This window comes from uncultured Kriegella sp. (assembly GCF_963975415.1).
GTDB lineage: Bacteria > Bacteroidota > Bacteroidia > Flavobacteriales > Flavobacteriaceae > Kriegella.
In genome coordinates, this window is the sequence record NZ_CAXBGN010000001.1 from 629,283 (window position 1) to 649,711 (window position 20,429).

At 37.8% G+C, this 20,429-nt stretch carries 19 protein-coding genes; 5 read left to right on the forward strand and 14 right to left on the reverse strand.

Annotated elements, in window-relative coordinates:
- Positions 1 to 48 precede the first annotated feature (48 nt).
- From AACZ88_RS02585 to AACZ88_RS02595, 3 genes are read right to left on the reverse strand one after another with little or no spacing between them, the layout of a single operon-like run.
- Positions 49 to 1,149: an AMP-binding protein gene (locus AACZ88_RS02585; RefSeq protein WP_339705730.1), complete on the reverse strand. Its 1,101-nt coding sequence runs from the start codon at positions 1,147 to 1,149 to the stop codon at positions 49 to 51.
- The gene (locus tag AACZ88_RS02590) at positions 1,133 to 2,068 is read right to left on the reverse strand and encodes a CPBP family intramembrane glutamic endopeptidase (RefSeq protein WP_339705732.1); all 936 of its coding nucleotides are present in this window, start codon (positions 2,066 to 2,068) and stop codon (positions 1,133 to 1,135) included. The genes AACZ88_RS02585 and AACZ88_RS02590 overlap by 17 nt, the downstream gene beginning before the upstream one ends.
- Positions 2,059 to 3,111, reverse strand: a complete 1,053-nt coding sequence (locus AACZ88_RS02595) for an o-succinylbenzoate synthase (RefSeq protein ID WP_339705734.1) — start codon at positions 3,109 to 3,111, stop codon at positions 2,059 to 2,061. The genes AACZ88_RS02590 and AACZ88_RS02595 overlap by 10 nt, the downstream gene beginning before the upstream one ends.
- 46 nt (positions 3,112 to 3,157) lie before the next feature.
- Between AACZ88_RS02595 and AACZ88_RS02600 the strand changes: the two genes are divergently transcribed.
- Complete coding sequence (locus AACZ88_RS02600) at positions 3,158 to 3,952, forward strand: SDR family oxidoreductase (RefSeq protein WP_339705737.1); 795 nt, start codon at positions 3,158 to 3,160, stop codon at positions 3,950 to 3,952.
- Positions 3,953 to 3,963: 11 nt separating this feature from the next.
- Here the strand turns inward: AACZ88_RS02600 and AACZ88_RS02605 are convergent, their stop codons facing one another.
- From AACZ88_RS02605 to AACZ88_RS02645, 9 genes are all read right to left on the reverse strand, one after another.
- Positions 3,964 to 5,931 (reverse strand): histidine kinase dimerization/phosphoacceptor domain -containing protein, encoded by a 1,968-nt coding sequence (locus tag AACZ88_RS02605; protein WP_339705740.1) that lies wholly within the window; start codon positions 5,929 to 5,931, stop codon positions 3,964 to 3,966.
- A gap of 488 nt (positions 5,932 to 6,419) precedes the next feature.
- Entirely contained in the window at positions 6,420 to 7,172 is a 753-nt protein-coding gene (locus AACZ88_RS02610; protein ID WP_339705743.1) for a response regulator, read from the reverse strand.
- A 33-nt stretch (positions 7,173 to 7,205) separates the two neighbouring features.
- Positions 7,206 to 8,117: a 1,4-dihydroxy-2-naphthoate octaprenyltransferase gene (gene menA, locus AACZ88_RS02615; protein ID WP_339705746.1), complete on the reverse strand. Its 912-nt coding sequence runs from the start codon at positions 8,115 to 8,117 to the stop codon at positions 7,206 to 7,208.
- Position 8,118: 1 nt separating this feature from the next.
- Positions 8,119 to 8,718 carry an SPOR domain-containing protein gene (locus AACZ88_RS02620; RefSeq protein WP_339705748.1) on the reverse strand — a complete coding sequence of 200 codons (600 nt, stop codon included), beginning with the start codon at positions 8,716 to 8,718 and terminating at the stop codon, positions 8,119 to 8,121.
- 303 nt (positions 8,719 to 9,021) lie between these two features.
- Entirely contained in the window at positions 9,022 to 9,852 is an 831-nt protein-coding gene (locus tag AACZ88_RS02625; RefSeq protein WP_339705750.1) for a S1-like domain-containing RNA-binding protein, read from the reverse strand.
- A 163-nt stretch (positions 9,853 to 10,015) separates the two neighbouring features.
- Positions 10,016 to 10,354: a DUF2853 family protein gene (locus tag AACZ88_RS02630; RefSeq protein ID WP_339705752.1), complete on the reverse strand. Its 339-nt coding sequence runs from the start codon at positions 10,352 to 10,354 to the stop codon at positions 10,016 to 10,018.
- Positions 10,355 to 10,374: 20 nt separating this feature from the next.
- Positions 10,375 to 12,147, reverse strand: coding sequence for a 2-succinyl-5-enolpyruvyl-6-hydroxy-3-cyclohexene-1-carboxylic-acid synthase (gene menD, locus AACZ88_RS02635; protein ID WP_339705755.1), 1,773 nt, complete (start codon positions 12,145 to 12,147; stop codon positions 10,375 to 10,377).
- Between the two features lie 52 nt (positions 12,148 to 12,199).
- Complete coding sequence (locus AACZ88_RS02640) at positions 12,200 to 13,312, reverse strand: chorismate-binding protein (RefSeq protein WP_339705758.1); 1,113 nt, start codon at positions 13,310 to 13,312, stop codon at positions 12,200 to 12,202.
- Position 13,313: 1 nt separating this feature from the next.
- Positions 13,314 to 13,736 carry a PaaI family thioesterase gene (locus AACZ88_RS02645; protein WP_339705761.1) on the reverse strand — a complete coding sequence of 141 codons (423 nt, stop codon included), beginning with the start codon at positions 13,734 to 13,736 and terminating at the stop codon, positions 13,314 to 13,316.
- 149 nt (positions 13,737 to 13,885) lie between these two features.
- Between AACZ88_RS02645 and AACZ88_RS02650 the strand changes: the two genes are divergently transcribed.
- The 3 genes from AACZ88_RS02650 to AACZ88_RS02660 are packed head-to-tail and all read left to right on the forward strand — an operon-like array spanning position 13,886 to position 15,497.
- Complete coding sequence (locus AACZ88_RS02650; protein WP_339705764.1) at positions 13,886 to 14,530, forward strand: esterase; 645 nt, start codon at positions 13,886 to 13,888, stop codon at positions 14,528 to 14,530.
- Positions 14,527 to 15,108: a GNAT family protein gene (locus AACZ88_RS02655; RefSeq protein ID WP_339705767.1), complete on the forward strand. Its 582-nt coding sequence runs from the start codon at positions 14,527 to 14,529 to the stop codon at positions 15,106 to 15,108. The genes AACZ88_RS02650 and AACZ88_RS02655 overlap by 4 nt, the downstream gene beginning before the upstream one ends.
- A complete protein-coding gene (locus AACZ88_RS02660) occupies positions 15,105 to 15,497 on the forward strand; it encodes a VOC family protein (RefSeq protein WP_339705770.1) in 393 nt (130 codons plus the stop codon). Before AACZ88_RS02655 ends, AACZ88_RS02660 begins: the two co-directional genes overlap by 4 nt.
- A gap of 42 nt (positions 15,498 to 15,539) precedes the next feature.
- Here AACZ88_RS02660 and AACZ88_RS02665 read toward each other — a convergent pair whose 3' ends face one another.
- Positions 15,540 to 16,478 carry a hypothetical protein gene (locus AACZ88_RS02665; RefSeq protein ID WP_339705773.1) on the reverse strand — a complete coding sequence of 313 codons (939 nt, stop codon included), beginning with the start codon at positions 16,476 to 16,478 and terminating at the stop codon, positions 15,540 to 15,542.
- Between the two features lie 106 nt (positions 16,479 to 16,584).
- A complete protein-coding gene (gene dnaK, locus AACZ88_RS02670) occupies positions 16,585 to 18,501 on the reverse strand; it encodes a molecular chaperone DnaK (RefSeq protein ID WP_339705776.1) in 1,917 nt (638 codons plus the stop codon).
- 540 nt (positions 18,502 to 19,041) lie between these two features.
- Between dnaK and AACZ88_RS02675 the strand changes: the two genes are divergently transcribed.
- Positions 19,042 to 20,241 carry a PAS domain-containing sensor histidine kinase gene (locus AACZ88_RS02675; protein WP_339705779.1) on the forward strand — a complete coding sequence of 400 codons (1,200 nt, stop codon included), beginning with the start codon at positions 19,042 to 19,044 and terminating at the stop codon, positions 20,239 to 20,241.
- The last annotated feature ends 188 nt before the right edge of the window (positions 20,242 to 20,429 follow it).

Here is a 20,429-nt window from a genome sequence, read left to right on the forward strand (position 1 = left end):
CTGCTTACATTTCTAAATGTAGTAACAAAGTTAAACTAACAGAAGGTGTTATATCAAACGAATAGTTGCCGTTCTTTTAATTTTTCCGTTCTCCGTTTCTTTGAATTTTGGAAGTACAAAGATTTCCTTAGGCACTTCAAACTTCTCGAGGTTCTTAAACGACTTAAACTTTTTGAACAGTTCCTTTGAATTCACACCTCCCTCAACAATTAAAACCAGTTTTTGACCCAGCTTTTTATCGGGAAGTCCCGCTACAAAAAACCGACATTCGATAATTTCAGTCAATTTGGCTTCAATTTTTTCCGGAATCAATTTTACACCCCCAGAATTGATGACATTGTCGTAGCGACCCAGCCATAGAAATTCGGTATCGGACACCATATCTACCAGATCGTTGGTAACAACAGGTTGCTGAGACACCTTGGGACAATCAATTACCAAACACCCCCTACTATCTTTGGAAACTAAAATATTCGGTAGTGTTTTAAATGGGTATTGCTCGGGAACATTACTTTTATCAGTTGCTGAGACCGATTGCAAATCATTGACCTTTCTAGCGGCAATATGGGTTATGGTTTCGGTCATACCGTAAGTTTCGAAGATTGCCGTCGATTTATTTTGCACCTGTTTTCGCAACAAAGCTGAAATAGTGGCCCCACCAACAATCAGTGTTTTAATACGTTCGATTTTATCTAAGGAACTTTCCAGTTGTAGCGGGACCATAGCGCTAAAATTAAATGTCCTCCGAATACCTTTCAATGGATTTGAAGTGGGAGCAACATAATCAAGTTCTAGCCCCAGAACCATAGCACGCACCAACATCATTTTACCTGCTATATAATCAACAGGCAAACAAAGTAGGGCCGACTGACCTGCTTCCAACCCGAAAAACTGTCCTGTTGACATGGCAGAATTGACCATAAACCGCTTTTCTAAAGTTATATTTTTTGGGGTTCCTGTCGAACCCGAAGAACGTACCGAAATCTCCGGACTATCGTTAAGCCAGTCCAACAAAAAATCACCGATACTATGTTCAAAATGCGCACCTTCCTTAATCAAGCTATAGGCAACTTCCTTTAAGTCTTCCCTTGAAAAGGAATTTCCGTTCAGTTTAAACTTCGAATGTATTTCACTATATATTGGCGTCATCAGAATCGTTTGTTAGGTAAATTTCCCTAGACATGACTTTTCCGGTCAATCGTTCTTTCCAATTGGTCCACTTATATTTCTTGGAATAGATAAACAAGAGTATTGGAAATACGACAAACACAGGTACAAACACATCAAACCCCAAGGCGGGTTCAACAACACTTTTGTAAATGGCATCAACTTGAAAGGCTGTACCTTCTGAAGTCACTAAAAGTGCCGTTATCATGTTGTTGGCCGCATGAAAACCCAAAGCAAGTTCAAGCCCTTCATCCATTAGTGTCAAAATACCCAGAAAAAAACCCGTGCCGATGTAATAGACCATGATACCCATGCCCATTTCTTCCACTTCAGGATTCCCCATATGCATTAATCCGAATAACACAGAGGTAACGACCAAAGGCATCCACCGATTTTTGGCCATTATACCGATACCTTGCATCATATACCCTCGAAAAAGATACTCTTCAAAACTGGTTTGTATGGGAATCAAAAACAACACTATAACGAATAAATACAAAAAAGGCTCCCACCTAAAGTTCAGTACATACTCTTCCGGAGAAAGGTAAATACCAATGCCAGTAATTACTATGGTCGCTACCGACCACAATGTGAAAGAAAAAATGATACGTCTCCAGTCAATTTGTCTTCTTGATGTGGTGAGTGAAGTCAGGGTCTGTCTGTGTATCAACTTAACCCACCCAAAAAGCAGTGCCAAACCCACTACGAAAGGCATCAACATTTCTACTAAAAATCGATTGGCTCCTTTTCTACCAATTTCCGCTTGCATAATAGCCTCAATGTCGAGGTTAAGAAATTTCATAACCGCATAGTTCAAGGTCATAAGACCAATAAAACCTAGTGGAATCAAGAAATATTTCCAAATGCCGATATCTCCTTTATACCCTTGTTCTATGTACATAAATTATAAATTAAATCTGTTTCCCATTCCCGATTATTATGGTAATACAAAACCCCTTTATCGACTACGAGAGGGCTTTCAAAATTGTTGGTGAATAAACCGCCCGTACCCAAACCTTGAGGCAGGGAACTATTCAGGGTATACGTCCACTGGGCTATTGCGTTCAATCCTATATTACTTTCAAGCGCACTGGTAACCCACCAGCCAATATTGTATTTTTCAGCTAAGTTTATCCATTCGTTGCTACCTTTGAAGCCTCCTACTAAACTTGGCTTTAATATAATATATTGCGGTTTAACGTTTTGGAGCAGCTCTTCTTTTTTTTCTATTGTTTTGATTCCTATGAGTTCTTCATCCAATGCGATAGGTAACGGAGTTTTTGTACACAACTCACTCATTTTACTCACATTACCTTGTTTTATAGGTTGTTCTATGGAATGAATACCGAATGCAGCCAATTGGCGGAGTTTTTCATAGGCATCCTTCTGGTGAAAAGCACCATTGGCGTCTACTCGTATTTCTATTTCCGATGTAGCATACCGACTTCGTATGGAAGCCAAGAGAGATAGTTCGTGTTCAAAATCAAGCGCACCTATTTTCATTTTTATACAGCTGAAACCGTCTTTCAATTTCTGCCGAATCTGCTCTCGCATAAACTCTGCCTCCCCCATCCAAATCAGGCCATTAATCGGAACACCGCTTTTATAGTCCGTAAAATTGGATGGGAATAAGATGAGCGGGTTGTTGGAAGCCAATGAAAGAAATGCCTGCTCTACTCCAAACTGGATACTAGGGAAGTCAATAAGAACTTGCCATAATTCATGTTTACCCAAAAGAATATTGGCACAGACCCATTTGAGCCTTTCTTCATACTCGGGCACATCATCAACGCTCAAGCCTCTAAAAACCCCGCACTCTCCGATTCCGTATTTCCCATTCTCCTCTAAAATCAAAAACCAAGTTTCCTTAGTTTTTAATATCCCTCTGGAAGTTCCGCTAGGGCGTTTGAATTCAAGAATATATTTTTTATAAAATGCCTTCATCGATTGCCGTCAAATTTAGCTATATTTTGAGTCTAAAAGCAATTAAATGCAGAAGATAAACGGTAAAACAGTATGGATTACAGGAGCCTCCTCGGGCATTGGTGAAGCACTCACCTATGAACTCGCTAAAAAGGGCTGTAAACTAATACTTTCATCAAGAAATGAAACTGCGTTGCAAAAAGTAAAAGACCAATGTGTACATCCTGAAAACATTGGGATAGTAACGTTAGACCTCGAAGCTTTCGATAAACTGGAAGACAAAACGTCTCAAGCCCTTTCCGTCTTCGGTGCCATTGATGTTTTAATCAACAATGCCGGAATAAGCCAGCGCTCTTTAATCCTGGACACTGATTTCGAGGTGTATAAAAGGTTAATCGATATCGACTACTTGGGTACTGTAGCTTTAACCAAGGCTTTGCTGCCCCATTTTGTGAGTCAAAACAAAGGATGTTTTGTAACGATAAGTAGCCTAATGGGGAAATTTGGGTCACCCTACCGGTCAGGGTACTGTGGGGCAAAACATGCCTTACACGGTTTTTTTGACGTGTTGCGTATGGAACATGGGAAAGACGGTATACAAGTAACCCTAATATGTCCAGGATTTATACGGACAAATGTTGCAAAAAATGCACTTACGGGTAATGGAAATCCTCAAAACTCAGAAGATGCCGCTACCCAGAACGGTCTACCGGTACAGCTAGGTGCACGAAAAATTATTCGGGCAATTGAACGAAATAAATTTGAAGCTTATATTGGTAAAAAGGAAATCTTGGGCGTTTATCTTAAACGATTTTTTCCCAAACTACTTCATAAAGTTGTACTTAAAAGTGAAGTTCGCTAACAAGTTTCATATTACTTAAAATTGAACCAAAAACGAACACCCTCCACACTTTTATCATTGTTTAGAGTAGTCTGTAGTTGATTTGCAAGACGGTTCATAAGACGTATGCCCATTGAAGCATTGGCCTTTTCGTCTGAGTCTTCAGGCAAACCGATGCCGTTATCGGAATATTCGAAATATCCATCTTGACCAACATTCTTTCGTATATGAATGTAGATATTTCCATTTTCTTCGTCATTTGGAAATGCGTATTTAAACGAATTGGAGACCAGTTCGTTCAGCATTAACCCAAAAGGAATTGCCCTATCAATATCAAGTTCAACACCCTCTGCGTCGATTGTCACGTTAATATTATGCCCTCCTTTTTTATATACAGATTGTACACTATTGATTAGGCTTTCAATATAGCCCTGCATTTCGATTACTGACAAATCATCGTTCTGATATAGTTTTTGATGAATCAACGCCATTGCCTTGACTCGGCTTTTACCCTCTTCAAGGGCTACAATTGCGGCTTTGCTACGCGTGTTCTTTGTCTGTAAGCTCAAAAGACTCGAAACCATTTGTAAATTGTTTTTTACCCTATGGTGTATTTCCTTTAACAACGAATCTTTTTCAACCAACGAATTTTCTATGATATACTTTTGCTCAGCTATCAAACGTTGGTTTTTTATACTTTTTAAATACGCGTATACCAAACCGGCAAAACCTAAAAGGGTAAATATCAACGATATAAATACCAAATTTATACGTTCGTCTTTTTCTATATTTTTATTTTCCGATTCCTCGAGGTCTTTACGCTGCTCATCCAACATTCTACGGGTATCAGCCAATTCTTCGGCCATTACAGTGGCCAATTGTTGCTTCTTGATCTCAGAATCGTTCAAATTTATAGAATCCCGGATATTGATGTATATTTTGCGGTATAAAGAGGCATTTTGAAAATCTTGAGTTTTCTCATAGTACAAGGCCATTAACCGGTTTTTCTTTAAGATATTGTCTATGTTTACCGGTCGCGGATCACTACTCAGGTAATCGGTGGCTTTTTCAAAATTATTCAAGAACAAATAACATTCTGCGATTTCAAGGGTATTCTCTACTATTTCAGAAGAGAACATTCCCTTGCTATATTCTTTCATTCTCGTAATACTGCTGTCTAAAAAAGGAATAGCCTCTTCATATTGCTTGAGCTGTACATAGCACTTGCCAATATTACCTTCTATCTTGCCCTTCAATATATTTCCTTCTACAATATTTTTTTCGGTTTTTTCCTTTGTAATATCGTTCATAAAAACCTCAACAAAACCTCTTGCTTCCTTGTATTTGCTCAACGCCGTAGGGGTAGATTTATCCAACCTTAAATAGTTGCCTATATTATTGTTGAACTCCGCTATTGCATAATAATCTTTGTCATCAATATCTTTCTTTACTTTTTCAATATACTCCTTCATCGCCCTATTGTGGAGGCCGAGATTAGAATAAATATCGTAAAATGCCGTGTTTTCGGTTATACCTAATTCTCTTTTTTCTTTTCTAACTTCGATTTGCTCGTCATAAAGCTCCAACTGGGAAAAATTCATGTCTTTCAAATTCAGTAAGGCCGACATTAACGGTTCCTCTAAATTTTCCTTGTCTTGATAGAGTTCTTTAGAAATGGCCAGACTTCTTTTATAGTCTCCCAGGTCAAAATATATCTGGGCCTGCACTAAGAGGTAGCGCTTTAAAGCTACGGAATCTTCACTTTGCCTAGCATTGATCAAATATTTATTTACATTATCGAGCCAATCATATGCAGAATTTTCACGGTAGCGATTTGGGGTGTCAAAGAAGAAAAGGAACTTTTCGTCGGGGGTTTCCTTGTTAACAAATGTTTCTAAGATGTTTTCAGTACCGTCACCCATATCTTGAGCAACTATTCCACTAGTCGCAAGGGCGACAAGGACAATCGTATAATAAATTTTACAAATCGATTTTTTCATATCATATTCAACAACAAAACCAATCATATAATTTAGAAATGGCTTTGCAAAGTTTTGTTGTAGGTTCTGTATCGGTTTGGAACGATTTATTATAAATAAATACTCTCTCAGGTTTTACCAACGAAGGCCCCTACATGTATTTGTGCTAAAACACTAAGAAAGTCAAGATGCTTTAGATTAGCAAAAAAAATCCAAAAGTAGACGTTGAAAATGTAGGTCAAGTATATTTACGCTTGAACGGTCAATTTATTAATCTCTGAGGCATCTTACTAATCAACTCAAAAATATCATTTAGAAATTAATATACTGGAAGAATGTTGTATAAAGTTGGAATTTTGTTGTCAAATTGACGTTAGTCTATACAAACCAGTTATAACTTTGATTACCAAACACTTACTTGTAGTATTTTACGCTCAATATTAACCCATGCATTCTGATTAAAAAAAGGTGCATTGCTGCACCTTGAATATACCGATATACATAAATGGCTAAGAATTCATAGACGAAATAATAAATTCTTTAAAATCTTTAGAAATAGGTATCAAAGTATTATTTATCATAATGTCTTTAGAGTTAATAGCATCAATATGGTCTACATTGACAATGTATGATTTGTGCGCCCTATAGAATTTATTCTTAGGTAATTTCTCCAAATAATTTTTTAAAGGAGACCTTACCAAAAATTTCTTATCGACCGTATTAACCTCAAGATAAACATTGTCAGCTTTTATAAACTGAATATCACCAAATTGAATTCGATAATATAAATGCTGTTTTTTCACAAAAATAGAATCCTTTAAAATAGAACTAGACATAGGTGCTTCCTCTTCTGCTCCTTTGTCATTTTCCTGTTTTTCAACCCCGTAGGTGAAATTAGAAAGTGCTATTTCAATCGAAGTGTATAAATCTTGTTGCTCAAAGGGTTTCACCAAGTAGCCATTTGGCTTCACGGTCTTGGCATTCTCTACAGTTGCCCTGTCAGAGTTAGAGGTCACAAAAATAAAGGGGATATCGTAATTTTCACGTATGTGTTTTCCTAAATCTATACCCGTTTTATCAGAGGCAAGAATAATATCAATCAATACAAGATCTACTTGCTTGGTTTTCAATACTTCTTCCGCTTGTTCGTAAACTATTACATTATCAACGATTTCATAACCAATCTCTTCTAACATAGATTGCATATCGTCGGCAATTATGACGTTATCCTCAACAATAAGGATTCTAATGGGTTGTTCCAAGGTAGTTGTTGTTTAGAAGGTTAGTATTCAAAGTTACAAAATTATATTAAAACAGATGTAAAATAACAGCGCCAAGAGAAATGTACTTAGAGCCAATTTCTTAAGCTCAGAATCCAATAAAACTGGTTTTTTTGTTTTCCAAACTTTTATCAAATGTAAGAAAATTGGTACAAATGAAGTTAAAGGTATGAATTGTTTCCAAGTTTTAAAACTTAAAATGATAAAAGTAAGCATACTTAAAAAACTAACTATTAAAAGCAGCGTGTGGTATTTCTTACCATTTGAAAACCCCATTAGTACCACAAGTGTGTTCTTGCCTGAAATTTTGTCAGACTCATGATCCCTCAAGTTATTTAAGTTCAATACGCCAACGCTCAACAGTCCAATCGTAATTGCGGGAAGAATGGCCAGTTGTGTAATGCTTTTAGTGTACAAAAACATTGAGCCTAAAACGGCCAAAAGTCCGAAAAACAGAAAAACGAAAACATCTCCCAACCCTCTATAGCCGTAAGCAGATTTGCCAACTGTATATTTCACCGATGCCCATATACTTGCCGCTCCCAAAAGGATAAACAACAGAAAATATCCCAAATTTTCAAGTCCGAAAGCTAGTTCAACCACTGCGATGACTAAAAGACAGTTAATAATGATCGAGACGATTATAATTTTTTTAAGTTCTGCCCGGGTCAACAAACCGCTCTGTAGGACTCGCTTTGGGCCTATTCGGTTTTCATTATCAGTTCCTTTGACACCATCTCCGTAGTCGTTTGCAAAGTTAGAAGTGATCTGAAAACCTATTGTAGTCAATAGTGCCAAGACAAAAAGTAGTGTATTATCGATGTTATCATAAAAATTGGCAAGAGCCGTACCCACGACAACACCTGATATTGAAAGCGGTAGTGTTCTTAACCTCGCCGCCTTGATCAAAGCTGATAATTTTCGCAAACTAATAGGGGTCTTCGATTTGAATTCGTTTTCCTTCTTTGTATGATGCCACAAAAGCATCTTGGAAACCTAAATCTACTAATTGCGCCCTAAAGGACTGTGCTTCTTGGAGCGTTCCAAAATTTCCTAAAGAATACGAATAAAATGGGTTGGTTTTTACGAATACGGTATTAGCCAGTGCTTCCGAGGCCAACGTAATATTGTTATCTACAAAAGACTTGACCTGTACGGAATATATTTTTTCCTTTTCTAAAAATCGCTTGGCCAAATAAAACTCTTTTACATCGCTAAGTTCTTCGTTTTGTTGTCTCAAATTATCGATCCTGCTTTTTATCGCATCTAAACTATCAATTGAGACAAGTAGGTTCTCTTGTTTATCAATACCCGAAGAACTGCTTAAACCGGCTGTAAATGACGTGACGGAAAGCACAACCACAAGAAAGAGACCCGTAACGCCCGCTAAAACATTGCGTTGAACTTTACTTCTTTTTAATTCTTTGTTCTTAAACTTTATTTGATCCAATAGACGCTCGTTGATAATCTGAGCTTTGTCAATGTCCTTATGCAGTTCGAGCAAATCACTTTCTTCTATAAAAGGCATATTTTATCAGGTTTAGGGGAGGTATATAATTTAAAGTTAACCAAAATAAACGAATGTTAACAATATACGAATCACCAATGTTGCAAAATTATTCTTTTCAGTGGTAAAGCAATAAAAACCAGTAGTTAAAACAATATTGACCTAAATAAATAACGATTTTCAAAAACTTGTAAGTTCACTCTTAAGGAAAATCTGGTTCAAAAATTTCGTCTATCAAAATAGAACGGGTTTTAGTATTGGAAACTTGCTCAAGACACTTATTAGGCATTTACTGTTATCTCGACGAATGGAAAGACCTCTTTTTTAAATAGAATAAATTCCATCACTCCCTATCTTGATTCGACGCTCACGATATAAAGTACCAATTCCTTTTTTGAACGTCTTTTTACTCATTTGAAGCTCTTCTTGAATGTCTTTGGGGTTCGATTTGTCATGAAGGCCTAAAAACCCTCCATTTGCCATTAACGTTTGATAAATCTTATTCGCTGCGGGTTCCAAGACATTCGTACCCAGGGGTTGCAGTGATATATCAACCTTATTATCAAGACGTATTTTTTTTACAACACCTTTGGTATTGTCTCCAACCGCAATCTCTTTGAAGATTTCATTGAAATATACTAATCCTTTGTGAAGATCATTTATGATTACTTCCCATCCCAAATCAGTCAATCTTGTTATTACAAGCTCTACCTCTTCTCCTTCGCTGACGGTCAAGCTGTCATTACTCAAGAATTTGTCTAATTTATTAGAAGCAACCAGACGGTTTGTCTGTTGATCGAGATAACAATAGACAACATACCAGTTTCCTTCCTTCATTTTTGTACGTTGCTCCCGAAATGGAACAAGTAAGTGCTTTTCCAATCCCCAGTCCATAAAGGCCCCGAATTCATTAACCTCGGCCACCTGTAGCAATTGAAATTCATTTACCATTATTAGCGGTTCTAGGGTAGTCGCAACAGGCCGTTCAGCATGATCCAAGTAACAAAAGACCGTAATTTCACCTCCAATTTCGTATGTCGCAGGTACATATTTATTAGGCAATAGTATTTCATTGCTTTCTTTATCCCCTAAAAATAAGCCTACGCTAGTGTCCCTTAGTATTTCAAGCGTGTTAAATTTCCCCAATTCTATCATACCGCAAAAATACAAATAAAAGAATATGGTCTAAGGTATTTATATGATCTGTTTCCGTGCTGAGATTCAGGCCACTTCATTTTTTTATTCTTATCCATTTTTTTCGAGAAACAAAAAAAGCCGTCCCACGTGGAACGGCTCTTTATATATCAGTCTTTGTATCTTAATACACACTAGCTTTTTTAAAGTGTCTACATAACATATAGTACACGACCGCTCTATGCTTATTTTTGTTAGCAGAACCGTATTTGGCAACCACTCCTTTAATGGCTTCCATTAATTCAGGGCTATCTTTTAATCCTAATTTTTTGATTAAATAGTTGTTTTTTACAGTCTCTAATTCCTTGTCGTCTGCACCAGAAACTTTAGATGCATCCAAATTGTAAATGGCAGGTCCTAAGCCGATCGCAACCTTTGTCAGTAAATCCATATCAGGCGTTTCACCAAATTTATCTTTAATGTCTTCGGCGTACTTTGCAATCAAATCATCTCTTTTACTCATAATAGTCAGTGTTATATGTATTAATGGTTTATATATTCCGAAGATATAAAATCAAAATAACCGAGCAAAATTTTATCATTCAATATTCTTGGAGTTTTAATCTCCAGCACTCTGGGTGCCGATGATTTTTTAAAAAAATCGGCTAAAGAATTTTTTAAATCATCGGAACCCGATACCGTTCGATATTCAAAGCCGTACATTTTACACAAATTTTGGGCATTGAAACCGTGCGTTGTTTCAAAAAACAGTTCAAAATTATCTCGTTCATTGTCTCCCGGTAGTATACGAAAGATACCTCCACCACCATTATTTACCAGAATAATTCGGAAATCATTTCTTATATATTTGTTCCATAAAGCATTACTATCATAGAAAAAACTAAGGTCGCCTGTCAATAATACAGTTGGAGGTTCACCATAAATTGCCGCTCCAACAGCCGTTGAGGTACTACCATCTATGCCACTTGTACCCCGATTACAAAAAACCGATACTGATGGTTTTTGATTAAAGAGTTGCATATACCGAACGGTAGAGCTATTTGCCAATTGCAATTGACAGTCATCAGGCAAACCATTGGCCACATGATAAAAAGCCAACATGTCAGAAAAGCGAATCTGTGCGATGTACTCTTTCCTTTGTGATTCGTACTTTAGCTTAATGCTGTTCCAATAATTGAAATAATCACTTTTGATATTATTGGCATTGGGCAAAAGCTTAGCAAAAAAATCATTAATACCCATTTTAAAATGATGGGTTAGTGAAAAAAAAGTATCATATGCCTTTTTTTCATTCACATGCCAATGATGCTTTGGCTTATAATTCCGTAGCATCGACTTTATTTTTTTCGATACGATCAACCCTCCAAACGTCAACAAAACATCAGGTTGTAATGCCCTAAAAAACTCATCTTTCCGGTGAGATTTCTCAATTGGTGCAATTATACTATCAATGCTCGGAAAAAAATTATTGTGGTGTAGGTTCGACGTCGTTTCAGTGAGCACTATTACTGACGGGTCATGGGCAAGTTGCTTCAAAAATTGCTCCTCGACAGAATTCGGAGGATTAACCCCCACAAGAATCATTTTCCTTTTTGAACTATTCCAAATAGCGGAAAAATCTTTAATCTCTGAAAGGAGTTCTTTCTTTACCGTTTCTGGAAATACAAATTCTGGATTGACTGTACAATTTTCAATATAGTCATACAAAGGTTCTTCAAAAGGAACGTTGATATGTACAGGAACTTGATTCTGCAATGCAATGTTCAAGGCTTTATTTAGCTCGTTATCGTTAAAAGTCTGTACTTTTTCTTGGCCTATCTGAATGGTATCTTCAGCAAGTAATGCGCAACCGTAGCGCTTTATCTTTTCTTTCGCATGAACTACATCTTGTTTTAAATTCGCCGAATACCCAATATGTCTATGAAAAACATTGTCTTGCCGAATTGTCTGCCCGTCGCCAATATCGATTTTGTAGATTGGCCTATCCGCAGAAATAACCACCAATGGGATATCACTAAAAAAGGCCTCTGCAATTGCAGGATAATAATTCAAAAGTGCACTCCCGGAAGTACAGACCAAGGCCACCGGCTCTCTTAACTGCTGGGCAATGCCCAAGGCAAAAAAGCCCGCACACCGTTCGTCAACAATGCTAAAACATGAAAAAAAAGAATCTTCAGTAAAGCCAAAAGTCAGTGGAGCATTTCGAGAACCAGGGGAAATTACAATATTTTTAACGCCCTTTGTCTTGCAATGTAATACAACAGTTTGGGCCGAGGGTATACTTGAATGTGTCATTAGAGCAAAAATACAACACCCGAAATTCTTAACCCAACAACAACCTTAAATACTAATGGTCGAACAGTACTCTCAACATTGTTTTACTTTTGGAGACCGTCTCTTGCCATTCCTTTTCTGCTATGGAATCATGGGTTACCCCTCCCCCCACATAAATTTGAGCCGTGGCATCGACTAACTTAAGACAGCGGAGGTTTACATAAAGTTCAGTGGCCTTTTCAGCGTTTTTTTTAAGGGTAGCCGTTTGTTTAACCTCATCTTTAAGTTCAAAATGTTCTCCCCCTCTATTCAATTCCCCTAAAAATCCGGTATAGAATTCTCGATCATAGTTTTCGTTTTCAAGAAGAAAAGCTTTTGTCTTTGACAAAGGCACACCACAAACCGCTGGTGTAGGATGTAAGACTCTGATTACTTCCGAAAGACCATTTTTCTTTAAGGTACCTGAGACTTCAGTTCGTAAATGCCATAAATTTCCGGCTCGCACCGTTTTCGTTTCAGACAACTTTAGGTCATCTACTTTTGCTTCTATTGCGTTAAAAATATAATCAGTAACCATCTTTTGCTCTTCCGTTTCCTTAATACCCCAAATGGGCATTTCACCTTTTAGGTATGGTTTAGTGCCCGCTAATGACATAGTGGTCAATCGAAGCCCATGGGTACGCAATAAAATTTCAGGGGTAGCACCCAACCACAACCCTACCTTGGGGTGATACCACACATAACAAAAAGCATTTTCATAAGTAGCCAGTATTTTTTCGAACAAATCTAACGGCAGTAAGTTACATGCTACTTCTAGTTTTCTTGACAAGACCACCTTTTTAAAGGTTTTGTTTTGAATTTCGTCAATGGCATTCTTTACCAGTTCAACATAAAAATCATGTTGCTCATTTTGGTCTAGATTCTCAGTAATCCTGTTTAAGATTGAGCCTTTTCCTTCCACAAAAGTCTCACTACATACTTCGTACGCAGGCAATAAAACGGGTTTACTATTTGAATCAAATGGTGCAAATACAAAACCAGTTTCCGAAAAATCGTCGACCAGATGCAGTTCGGCATCCTTTTGGAAAATAGCATGTACTAAAGATTCATTGGGCTTTCTATAAACAACGAACGGCAGCTCGTTATCAAGTTGGGCCATCGCCCTTGTTATCAATTCTGAAAACATATTATTCTTTCGGCAATGAAATCGTGGTCAATTTACAAACGGAGATAAGTTGTTCGTCGGCATTTGTAATTTTAATATCCCAAAGTTGGGTTGTTCGCCCTTTGTGCAGTATTGAGGCTTTCGCAAAAACATCCCCTTCACGTACACTTTTAATATGGTTGGCAGAGATTTCAATTCCGCGAACAAAAAATTTTTGCGCATCCAGAAAGATATATGAGGCCATACTTCCTACACTTTCCGCCAAAGCTACCATCGCTCCACCGTGAAGTACCCCGTCTGGTTGGTGTACTTTAGGGTTTACGGGCATTTTACCCACCAGAAAATCTTCTCCCACATCAATATATTCAATTTGTAAGGTTTCCATCAAAGTATTTTTTGATGACGCATTACAAACTTTTAATATTTTCTCTTTGAAATCGTTCATTCCGATTTTTTTTGTAAAATTAAGCATTACGTTAGCAATAAAAGCCATTACTTTTGAATAGATTTAAATGCTTTTTTTCAAATTTCCGTATTCTCGAAAATTACATTTCAGAAATGCTACCATGCGAACCAATCAGTAAATTCTAATTTATGGAAACACATGAAAAACAACTCACCTATAACACAACTAATACCTACGAGACCCTCAACAGCTTGACGGACAGCACGAAAAATGTTTGGATCGTACTTCATGGTATCGGGTTTTTAAGTCGCTATTTTCTGAAGTACTTCGATCAACTTCCCTCCGAAACCAACTACATTATTGCTCCACAAGCCCCTTCAAAATACTACCTAAATGGTTCTTACAAACATGTGGGCGCCAGTTGGCTGACCAAAGAAAAGACATCTTTGGAAACTGAAAATATTATGGCATATCTCAATGCTGTTTTTGAAGCCGAGCGAGTACCCAAGCATTGCAATCTTATTGTTTTCGGTTTTTCACAAGGGGTTTCCATAGCGACAAGATGGGTGGCAAAAACCCAATTGAAATGTAATCAATTGGTGCTATATGCGGGTGGAATACCCAATGAATTAAAAGCAAAAGACTTTCACTTTTTAAAGAAAAACAATACACAAGTCACCGTTATTATTGGTGATAACGATGAGTACATAACCCCAGAGCGACTTGAGGTGGAAGAAAAAAAAATAAGCATCTTGTTCGATGGCAATGCCAAACAAATACGATTTAAGGGTGGACATGAAATCAAAAAGGAATTATTAAAAAAGTTGTTATGATCCTACCTCATGTCATTCTCGAAAACAACCTTGTGCTCTTAAAACCTTTGGAATCGTCACATGATCAAATACTATGGCCTATTGCCCAACAAGTAGACCTTTATCGTTTTGGTTCCACTGACGTCTCTAGCCAAGAAAAATTAAGAGATTATATTAAAAATGCACTGCAGGAGGCTTCAGATGGCAAATCGATTCCGTTTACTATTTATAACAAACAAACTTCAAAATACGTGGGTAGTACGCGGTTTGGCCATATCGATACCAAAAACAAAACCTTACATATCGGCTGGACGTGGATTTCACCCGAAACACGTGGCACGGGATTTAATCATCAAATGAAATTTTTGATGCTTCGGTACGCCTTTGAAACTATGCAATTTGAAAAAGTGGAATTCAGAATCGACGAACGTAACGTAGTTTCTCGCAAGGCCGTAGAAAAGTTAGGTGCAACCTTAGAGGGCATTCTTCGAAAAAATATAATCGTTAAAAACGGTTTTAGAAGAAGCTCATGCTGCTATGGCATTTTAAAAGAAGAGTGGAAGGATATTAAAACAGAGCGATTTAACCACTTATCATGAAACAGCGACGTATAGCTTATATCACCCTATTGGTTAAAAATTATGACGAGGCCATCGATTTTTACACCCAAAAACTGGGTTTTATACTCATGCAAGACGTTAAATTGTCTACAACGAAGCGTTGGGTCATAATTGCACCAAAAAATGAAACGGGAAGCGCTCTTTTATTGGCCCTGGCGCATGGGGATTTACAAATAGATACCATTGGAAATCAGGCCGGTGATCGTGTTTTTTTATTTCTGCACACCGATGATTTTTCGAGAGACTATACCGAAATGCGTAAAAAAGGCGTAATATTCACCGAAAGTCCAAGAAACGAACCTTATGGCAAGGTAGTCGTTTTTAAAGATTTATACGGGAATCTCTGGGACCTCATTGAACCAAAATAACTATTTCATTTCGATGGTTCAATTACGCTTTTTCAAGGGAAACTATTCCACCACTACGCTCGTCGGTGTGATTTGATAATATTTGACACGACGTGTGCTATAGGCGTTTTCAGGTGTTATTATTTGTTTTATCCAGTTGGCATTCTCCCCTTCCTGGCCATTGTCGAATTGATAGATATAGGTTTTAGATGAGGAAGTATTTCCTATTCGGGTTGCTGTTCCCACAAGTGTTCCCAGAGCATCATAATCATAACCAATGGTTTTAGATGCAATCAACTGTTTTGCTTTTTCATCATACTTGAATTCGGTTTGCGACACCAGTCTTTGTTCAGCGTTATAAATCTCTTCCGTAGCTGTATAAGGAGCCCCATCTACGAACTTTTTGGTCAAAACCAGTCGTTCTATCGAATCATTTTCAGTTGTACGCGAAGATGTACGTACCGATTTTTGAACTACCCCGTTCAAAGTAAAGGTCTGCGTCGTTTCTTCATTGATTGTTTCATAGGTTACCGCAGTTTCATCAACACCATCATTATCGGTATGTACGATTTTCACCAAATTACCATCGGTATCGTAGTGGTATTCATTTCGTTCTAAAAATTCTTTCGTATACGAAATTATTTCTTCGGTTATTTTACGTTTCGGCAAGGAGTCTATCGTATAAAAATTGGCTATTGAAATACTTTTATCGAAAACATTATCTCGATAGTTCTCAACCCTTTTCTCAATAAGTTCTTCGTTTTCATAACGGTAACGAGTAATATCATAATCTTGATCACTGTAACGCGTTACTGATTTTGTTAAGCGCCCCTCTTTATCGAAATCAAATTCTTCCTTACCGTAATCGGTACGTACCAAGCATGATTTAACATTCCCACGTAAATCAAAATCGGCAAGTTTAAAAATTTTGATTTCTTGTGAAAACAAATCAGGTTGCATTCCCAATAAAAATAGTATTAGTAAAGCATATTTTTTCAACATGATGCAAAAATACGGGTTATTCCTACAACACAAAACAAATCATGTGCCAAAAAAAAGCTCCGTTAGGTTATATAACCTAACGGAGCTTTAGCCATTAATACTTTATTTATTTCACTTCTTCGAAATCTACGTCTTCAACATTATCACCCTCCTTGGCATCTGTAGCTCCTCCTTCGGCGGTATCCTGACCGTTGGGTGAAGGTGCTCCTTGCTGTGCCTCGGCCTGAGCTTTGTACATCTCTTCGGAAGCAACTTTCCAAGCCTCGTTTATCTTATCCAAAGCAGGAGAGATAATAGCCAAATCTTTGCTTTCATATGCCTTTTTTAACTCCTCCAAAGCATCTTCGACAGGCTTTTTCTTGTCATCGGACAACTTTTCACCAAATTCGTTCAATTGCTTTTCAGTCTGAAAAATCATACTATCCGCTTCATTCAGCTTATCTGCAGTTTCTTTCGCTTTTTTGTCAGATTCTGCATTAGCCTCAGCCTCTGCTTTCATGTTCTTGATTTCTTCTTCGGTCAGTCCTGAAGAAGCCTCAATACGAATATCCTGCGTCTTATTGGTCGCTTTATCGGTAGCCGACACTTTGATTATACCATTGGCATCGATATCAAAGGTCACTTCAATCTGTGGTGTTCCCCGTTGTGCTGGTGGAATGCCGTCTAGGTGAAACCGCCCGATAGTTTTGTTATCGGCAGCCATAGGTCTTTCCCCTTGAAGCACATGAATCTCAACTGAAGGTTGATTATCTGCCGCAGTAGAGAATACCTGTGATTTTTTAGTGGGTATGGTGGTATTCGCCTCGATCAATTTGGTAAATACACTTCCCATAGTTTCGATACCCAGTGAAAGTGGGGTTACATCTAACAACAGTACATCTTTAACATCACCTGTCAATACGCCACCTTGAATAGCAGCACCCACAGCAACTACCTCATCAGGGTTCACGCCTTTTGATGGTTTTTTACCGAAGAATTTTTCCACAGCTTCTTGTACAGCAGGAATCCTGGTAGATCCACCCACTAAGATAATCTCATCGATATCACTTTTTGAAAGTCCTGCGGCCTTAAGTGCAGTCTGGCAAGGTTCGATGGTTCGTTTTACCAAATCGGAAATCAACTGCTCGAATTTCGATCTTGTTAAGGTGCGTACTAAATGTTTGGGTCCTGAAGCGGTCGCCGTTACATAAGGGAGATTGATTTCAGTTTGTGCCGAAGATGACAATTCAATTTTTGCCTTTTCCGCAGCCTCGCGTAAACGTTGTAATGCCATGGCATCTTTACGTAAATCAATGTCTTCGTCATTTTTGAACTCTGTTGCCAACCAATCGATAATCTTTTGATCAACATCATCACCCCCCAAGTGAGTGTCTCCATCAGTAGACAAAACTTCAAAAACACCGTCGCCCAATTCTAGAATTGACACATCATGTGTACCTCCCCCAAAGTCAAAAACTACTATTTTTTGATCGGTGCTCTTTTTATCCATACCATAGGCCAATGAAGCTGCAGTAGGCTCGTTGATGATTCGTTCTACCGTAAGTCCGGCGATTTCACCAGCCTCTTTGGTAGCCTGTCGCTGTGCATCGTTAAAATAAGCCGGTACCGTAATAACAGCCCGCGACACATCTTGCCCCAAATAGTCCTCAGCAGTCTTCTTCATTTTCTGAAGAATCATTGCTGATAATTCTTGTGGTGTATACAATCGTCCGTCAATATCGACCCGTGGGGTATCATTATCGCCCTTAACAACTTTATAAGGTACTCGTTCAGCCTCTTTATTAGATTCTGAGTATTTGTTACCCATAAATCGTTTAATCGAGTAGACTGTTTTTTCCGGGTTGGTCACTGCCTGTCTTTTTGCCGGATCACCTACCTTAATCTCACCACCATCGACAAATGCGATAACTGATGGAGTTGTTCTTTTACCTTCAGCATTCGGAATCACAACTGGCTCATTACCCTCCATTACGGAGACGCAGGAGTTGGTCGTACCCAAATCTATTCCTATAATTTTGCTCATCTGTTATGTTTTAATAAATATTAGTGCTTATTATTTTTAATGTCGTTTACTGAACGACAAACAATATGCCAAGCGGACAAAACTGACATGATGTCATTTTTAAGCGTGAATCAACGGTAGTCAGATGACGTCTGTCACCAGCAAAAGCGATAACTCCTCCTCTTCCCATTCGTGTCATCTTCTATGCTATTAATAGGCTCACCCCCAATTTTCACTCTATAATCCCAACCAATTTTTTGCACTTGTAGTACATAATGAACAATGCCAAGCCTAAAAACAATAAGGTGTAGAACTAGAAAGTTCGTATAGCAACATCTAGTTATTTAAAATTTTGAAGAATTTGAAAATTTTATACAACCTATTGGTATTTTATCAGCCATCAGTTACAATTAGTTACTCCCCACCCCTACCAATAACCACCACCTCCTCCCGCAATTCAACGAATAAAATTTCGGTGATAGTGTCAAATCTCGATTGTTTGCTTATTTTTAATTTTTAATGAGTTCCCCCCAGGATTAGGTTATAAGCAATTTTAGGCAAATGAATGAGAAACCAACGCGCCAGGAATTGGAGGAACAAATTAATGCGCTTAAAAAGCAGAATAAACTTCTTCAGTCAAATTCCTTAAAGAACCAAGAAGAGCAAGACCAGAAATACAACCATTCTATATTAAATAATATGGGCGATTCTGTGTTTATAAAAGATGAGCAGAGCAGACTACTCTTGGTGAATGATGCCTTTTGTGAACTATTTGGGCTTCCCCGGGAAGAAATCTTGGGAAAAACACTTGCAGAACATGTCCCAAAGGAAGAACGGGAAAGTTTTCTCAAAATTGATCGGCAGGTAATCGAAGATGGAATTGAGAACATAAACGAAGAAACGCTTACAGTTGGTGATCAATGCCATACGATCTCAACACGAAAATCTCGTTTTATCGACAGAAATGGGAATAAATTTCTTGTTGGTGCAATACGTGACATAACCGCACAAAAAAAAGCGGAACAAGATTTAAAAGAAAGCGAAGCGAAGTTCAGGGCACTCAATAGCACCAAAGACAAACTGTTTTCAATCATAGGTCACGACCTAAGAAATCCGTTCAATAATATATTGGTTTTGTCAGAACTATTAACCGACAGTATCAAAAAAACGGATGTTGCTACCTGTGAGCAATATACGGAGCTAATTAATTCTACTGCCAAAAACACGCTTCTTTTACTCGAAAATCTAATGGGTTGGGCACAAACCCAAACAGGACAAATTCATTATTATTCCGAAAAAATCAACTTATCCGATACCATAGCTGAAATAGTAAACCTTTCAAATTCGATCGCCGCAACCAAAGACATAACGTTGAATCAAATCGAATCTGAAACAATAGAGATCTATTCAGACGAAAAGTTGTTAAAAACCGTTTTGCGAAATCTTATCTCAAACGCCATAAAATTTACGCATCCTGGGGGGAATATTGATATAATAACAACCGCCCAAAAAAATCAAATTGAAATTTGTATCTCCGACAACGGAGTTGGAATGGACAAAGAAACAGCTAAAAAATTATTCTCTACCGGCACAACGTCAACTACAACGAGAGGTACGGCTAATGAAAAAGGCTCAGGTTTCGGATTAATTCTTTGTAAAGAGTTTGCAGAAAAACTAGGCGGCACTATTTGGGTGGAAAGTGAAAGAGACAAAGGAAGTGATTTCAAATTTACCCTGCCCTTGAATGAGAGCCATGAATAATTTTTAAGCAAACTTACAATTATAGCGACACCGTATTCAAATATTTCAACCGCTCCTTTCGTAAACTACTTTTGATTGATTTTTTTCAGAATAAAATGGGCGATTTAAAGTCGGGATGACGGCAATCGAATTCCGTCTACCTATTAAAAAGTATATGCTTAAGTGATTTTTCTATATTTACATTAGCC

Coding starts and splice junctions, on each gene's coding strand:
- AACZ88_RS02585 (WP_339705730.1), bottom strand. CDS start 1,149: ATGACGCCAATATATAGTGAAATACATTCGAAGTTTAAACTGAACGGA.
- AACZ88_RS02590 (WP_339705732.1), bottom strand. CDS start 2,068: ATGTACATAGAACAAGGGTATAAAGGAGATATCGGCATTTGGAAATAT.
- AACZ88_RS02595 (WP_339705734.1), bottom strand. CDS start 3,111: ATGAAGGCATTTTATAAAAAATATATTCTTGAATTCAAACGCCCTAGC.
- AACZ88_RS02600 (WP_339705737.1), top strand. CDS start 3,158: ATGCAGAAGATAAACGGTAAAACAGTATGGATTACAGGAGCCTCCTCG.
- AACZ88_RS02605 (WP_339705740.1), bottom strand. CDS start 5,931: ATGAAAAAATCGATTTGTAAAATTTATTATACGATTGTCCTTGTCGCC.
- AACZ88_RS02620 (WP_339705748.1), bottom strand. CDS start 8,718: ATGCCTTTTATAGAAGAAAGTGATTTGCTCGAACTGCATAAGGACATT.
- AACZ88_RS02625 (WP_339705750.1), bottom strand. CDS start 9,852: ATGATAGAATTGGGGAAATTTAACACGCTTGAAATACTAAGGGACACT.
- AACZ88_RS02630 (WP_339705752.1), bottom strand. CDS start 10,354: ATGAGTAAAAGAGATGATTTGATTGCAAAGTACGCCGAAGACATTAAA.
- menD (WP_339705755.1), bottom strand. CDS start 12,147: ATGACACATTCAAGTATACCCTCGGCCCAAACTGTTGTATTACATTGC.
- AACZ88_RS02640 (WP_339705758.1), bottom strand. CDS start 13,312: ATGTTTTCAGAATTGATAACAAGGGCGATGGCCCAACTTGATAACGAG.
- AACZ88_RS02645 (WP_339705761.1), bottom strand. CDS start 13,736: ATGAACGATTTCAAAGAGAAAATATTAAAAGTTTGTAATGCGTCATCA.
- AACZ88_RS02650 (WP_339705764.1), top strand. CDS start 13,886: ATGGAAACACATGAAAAACAACTCACCTATAACACAACTAATACCTAC.
- AACZ88_RS02655 (WP_339705767.1), top strand. CDS start 14,527: ATGATCCTACCTCATGTCATTCTCGAAAACAACCTTGTGCTCTTAAAA.
- AACZ88_RS02660 (WP_339705770.1), top strand. CDS start 15,105: ATGAAACAGCGACGTATAGCTTATATCACCCTATTGGTTAAAAATTAT.
- AACZ88_RS02665 (WP_339705773.1), bottom strand. CDS start 16,478: ATGTTGAAAAAATATGCTTTACTAATACTATTTTTATTGGGAATGCAA.
- dnaK (WP_339705776.1), bottom strand. CDS start 18,501: ATGAGCAAAATTATAGGAATAGATTTGGGTACGACCAACTCCTGCGTC.
- AACZ88_RS02675 (WP_339705779.1), top strand. CDS start 19,042: ATGAATGAGAAACCAACGCGCCAGGAATTGGAGGAACAAATTAATGCG.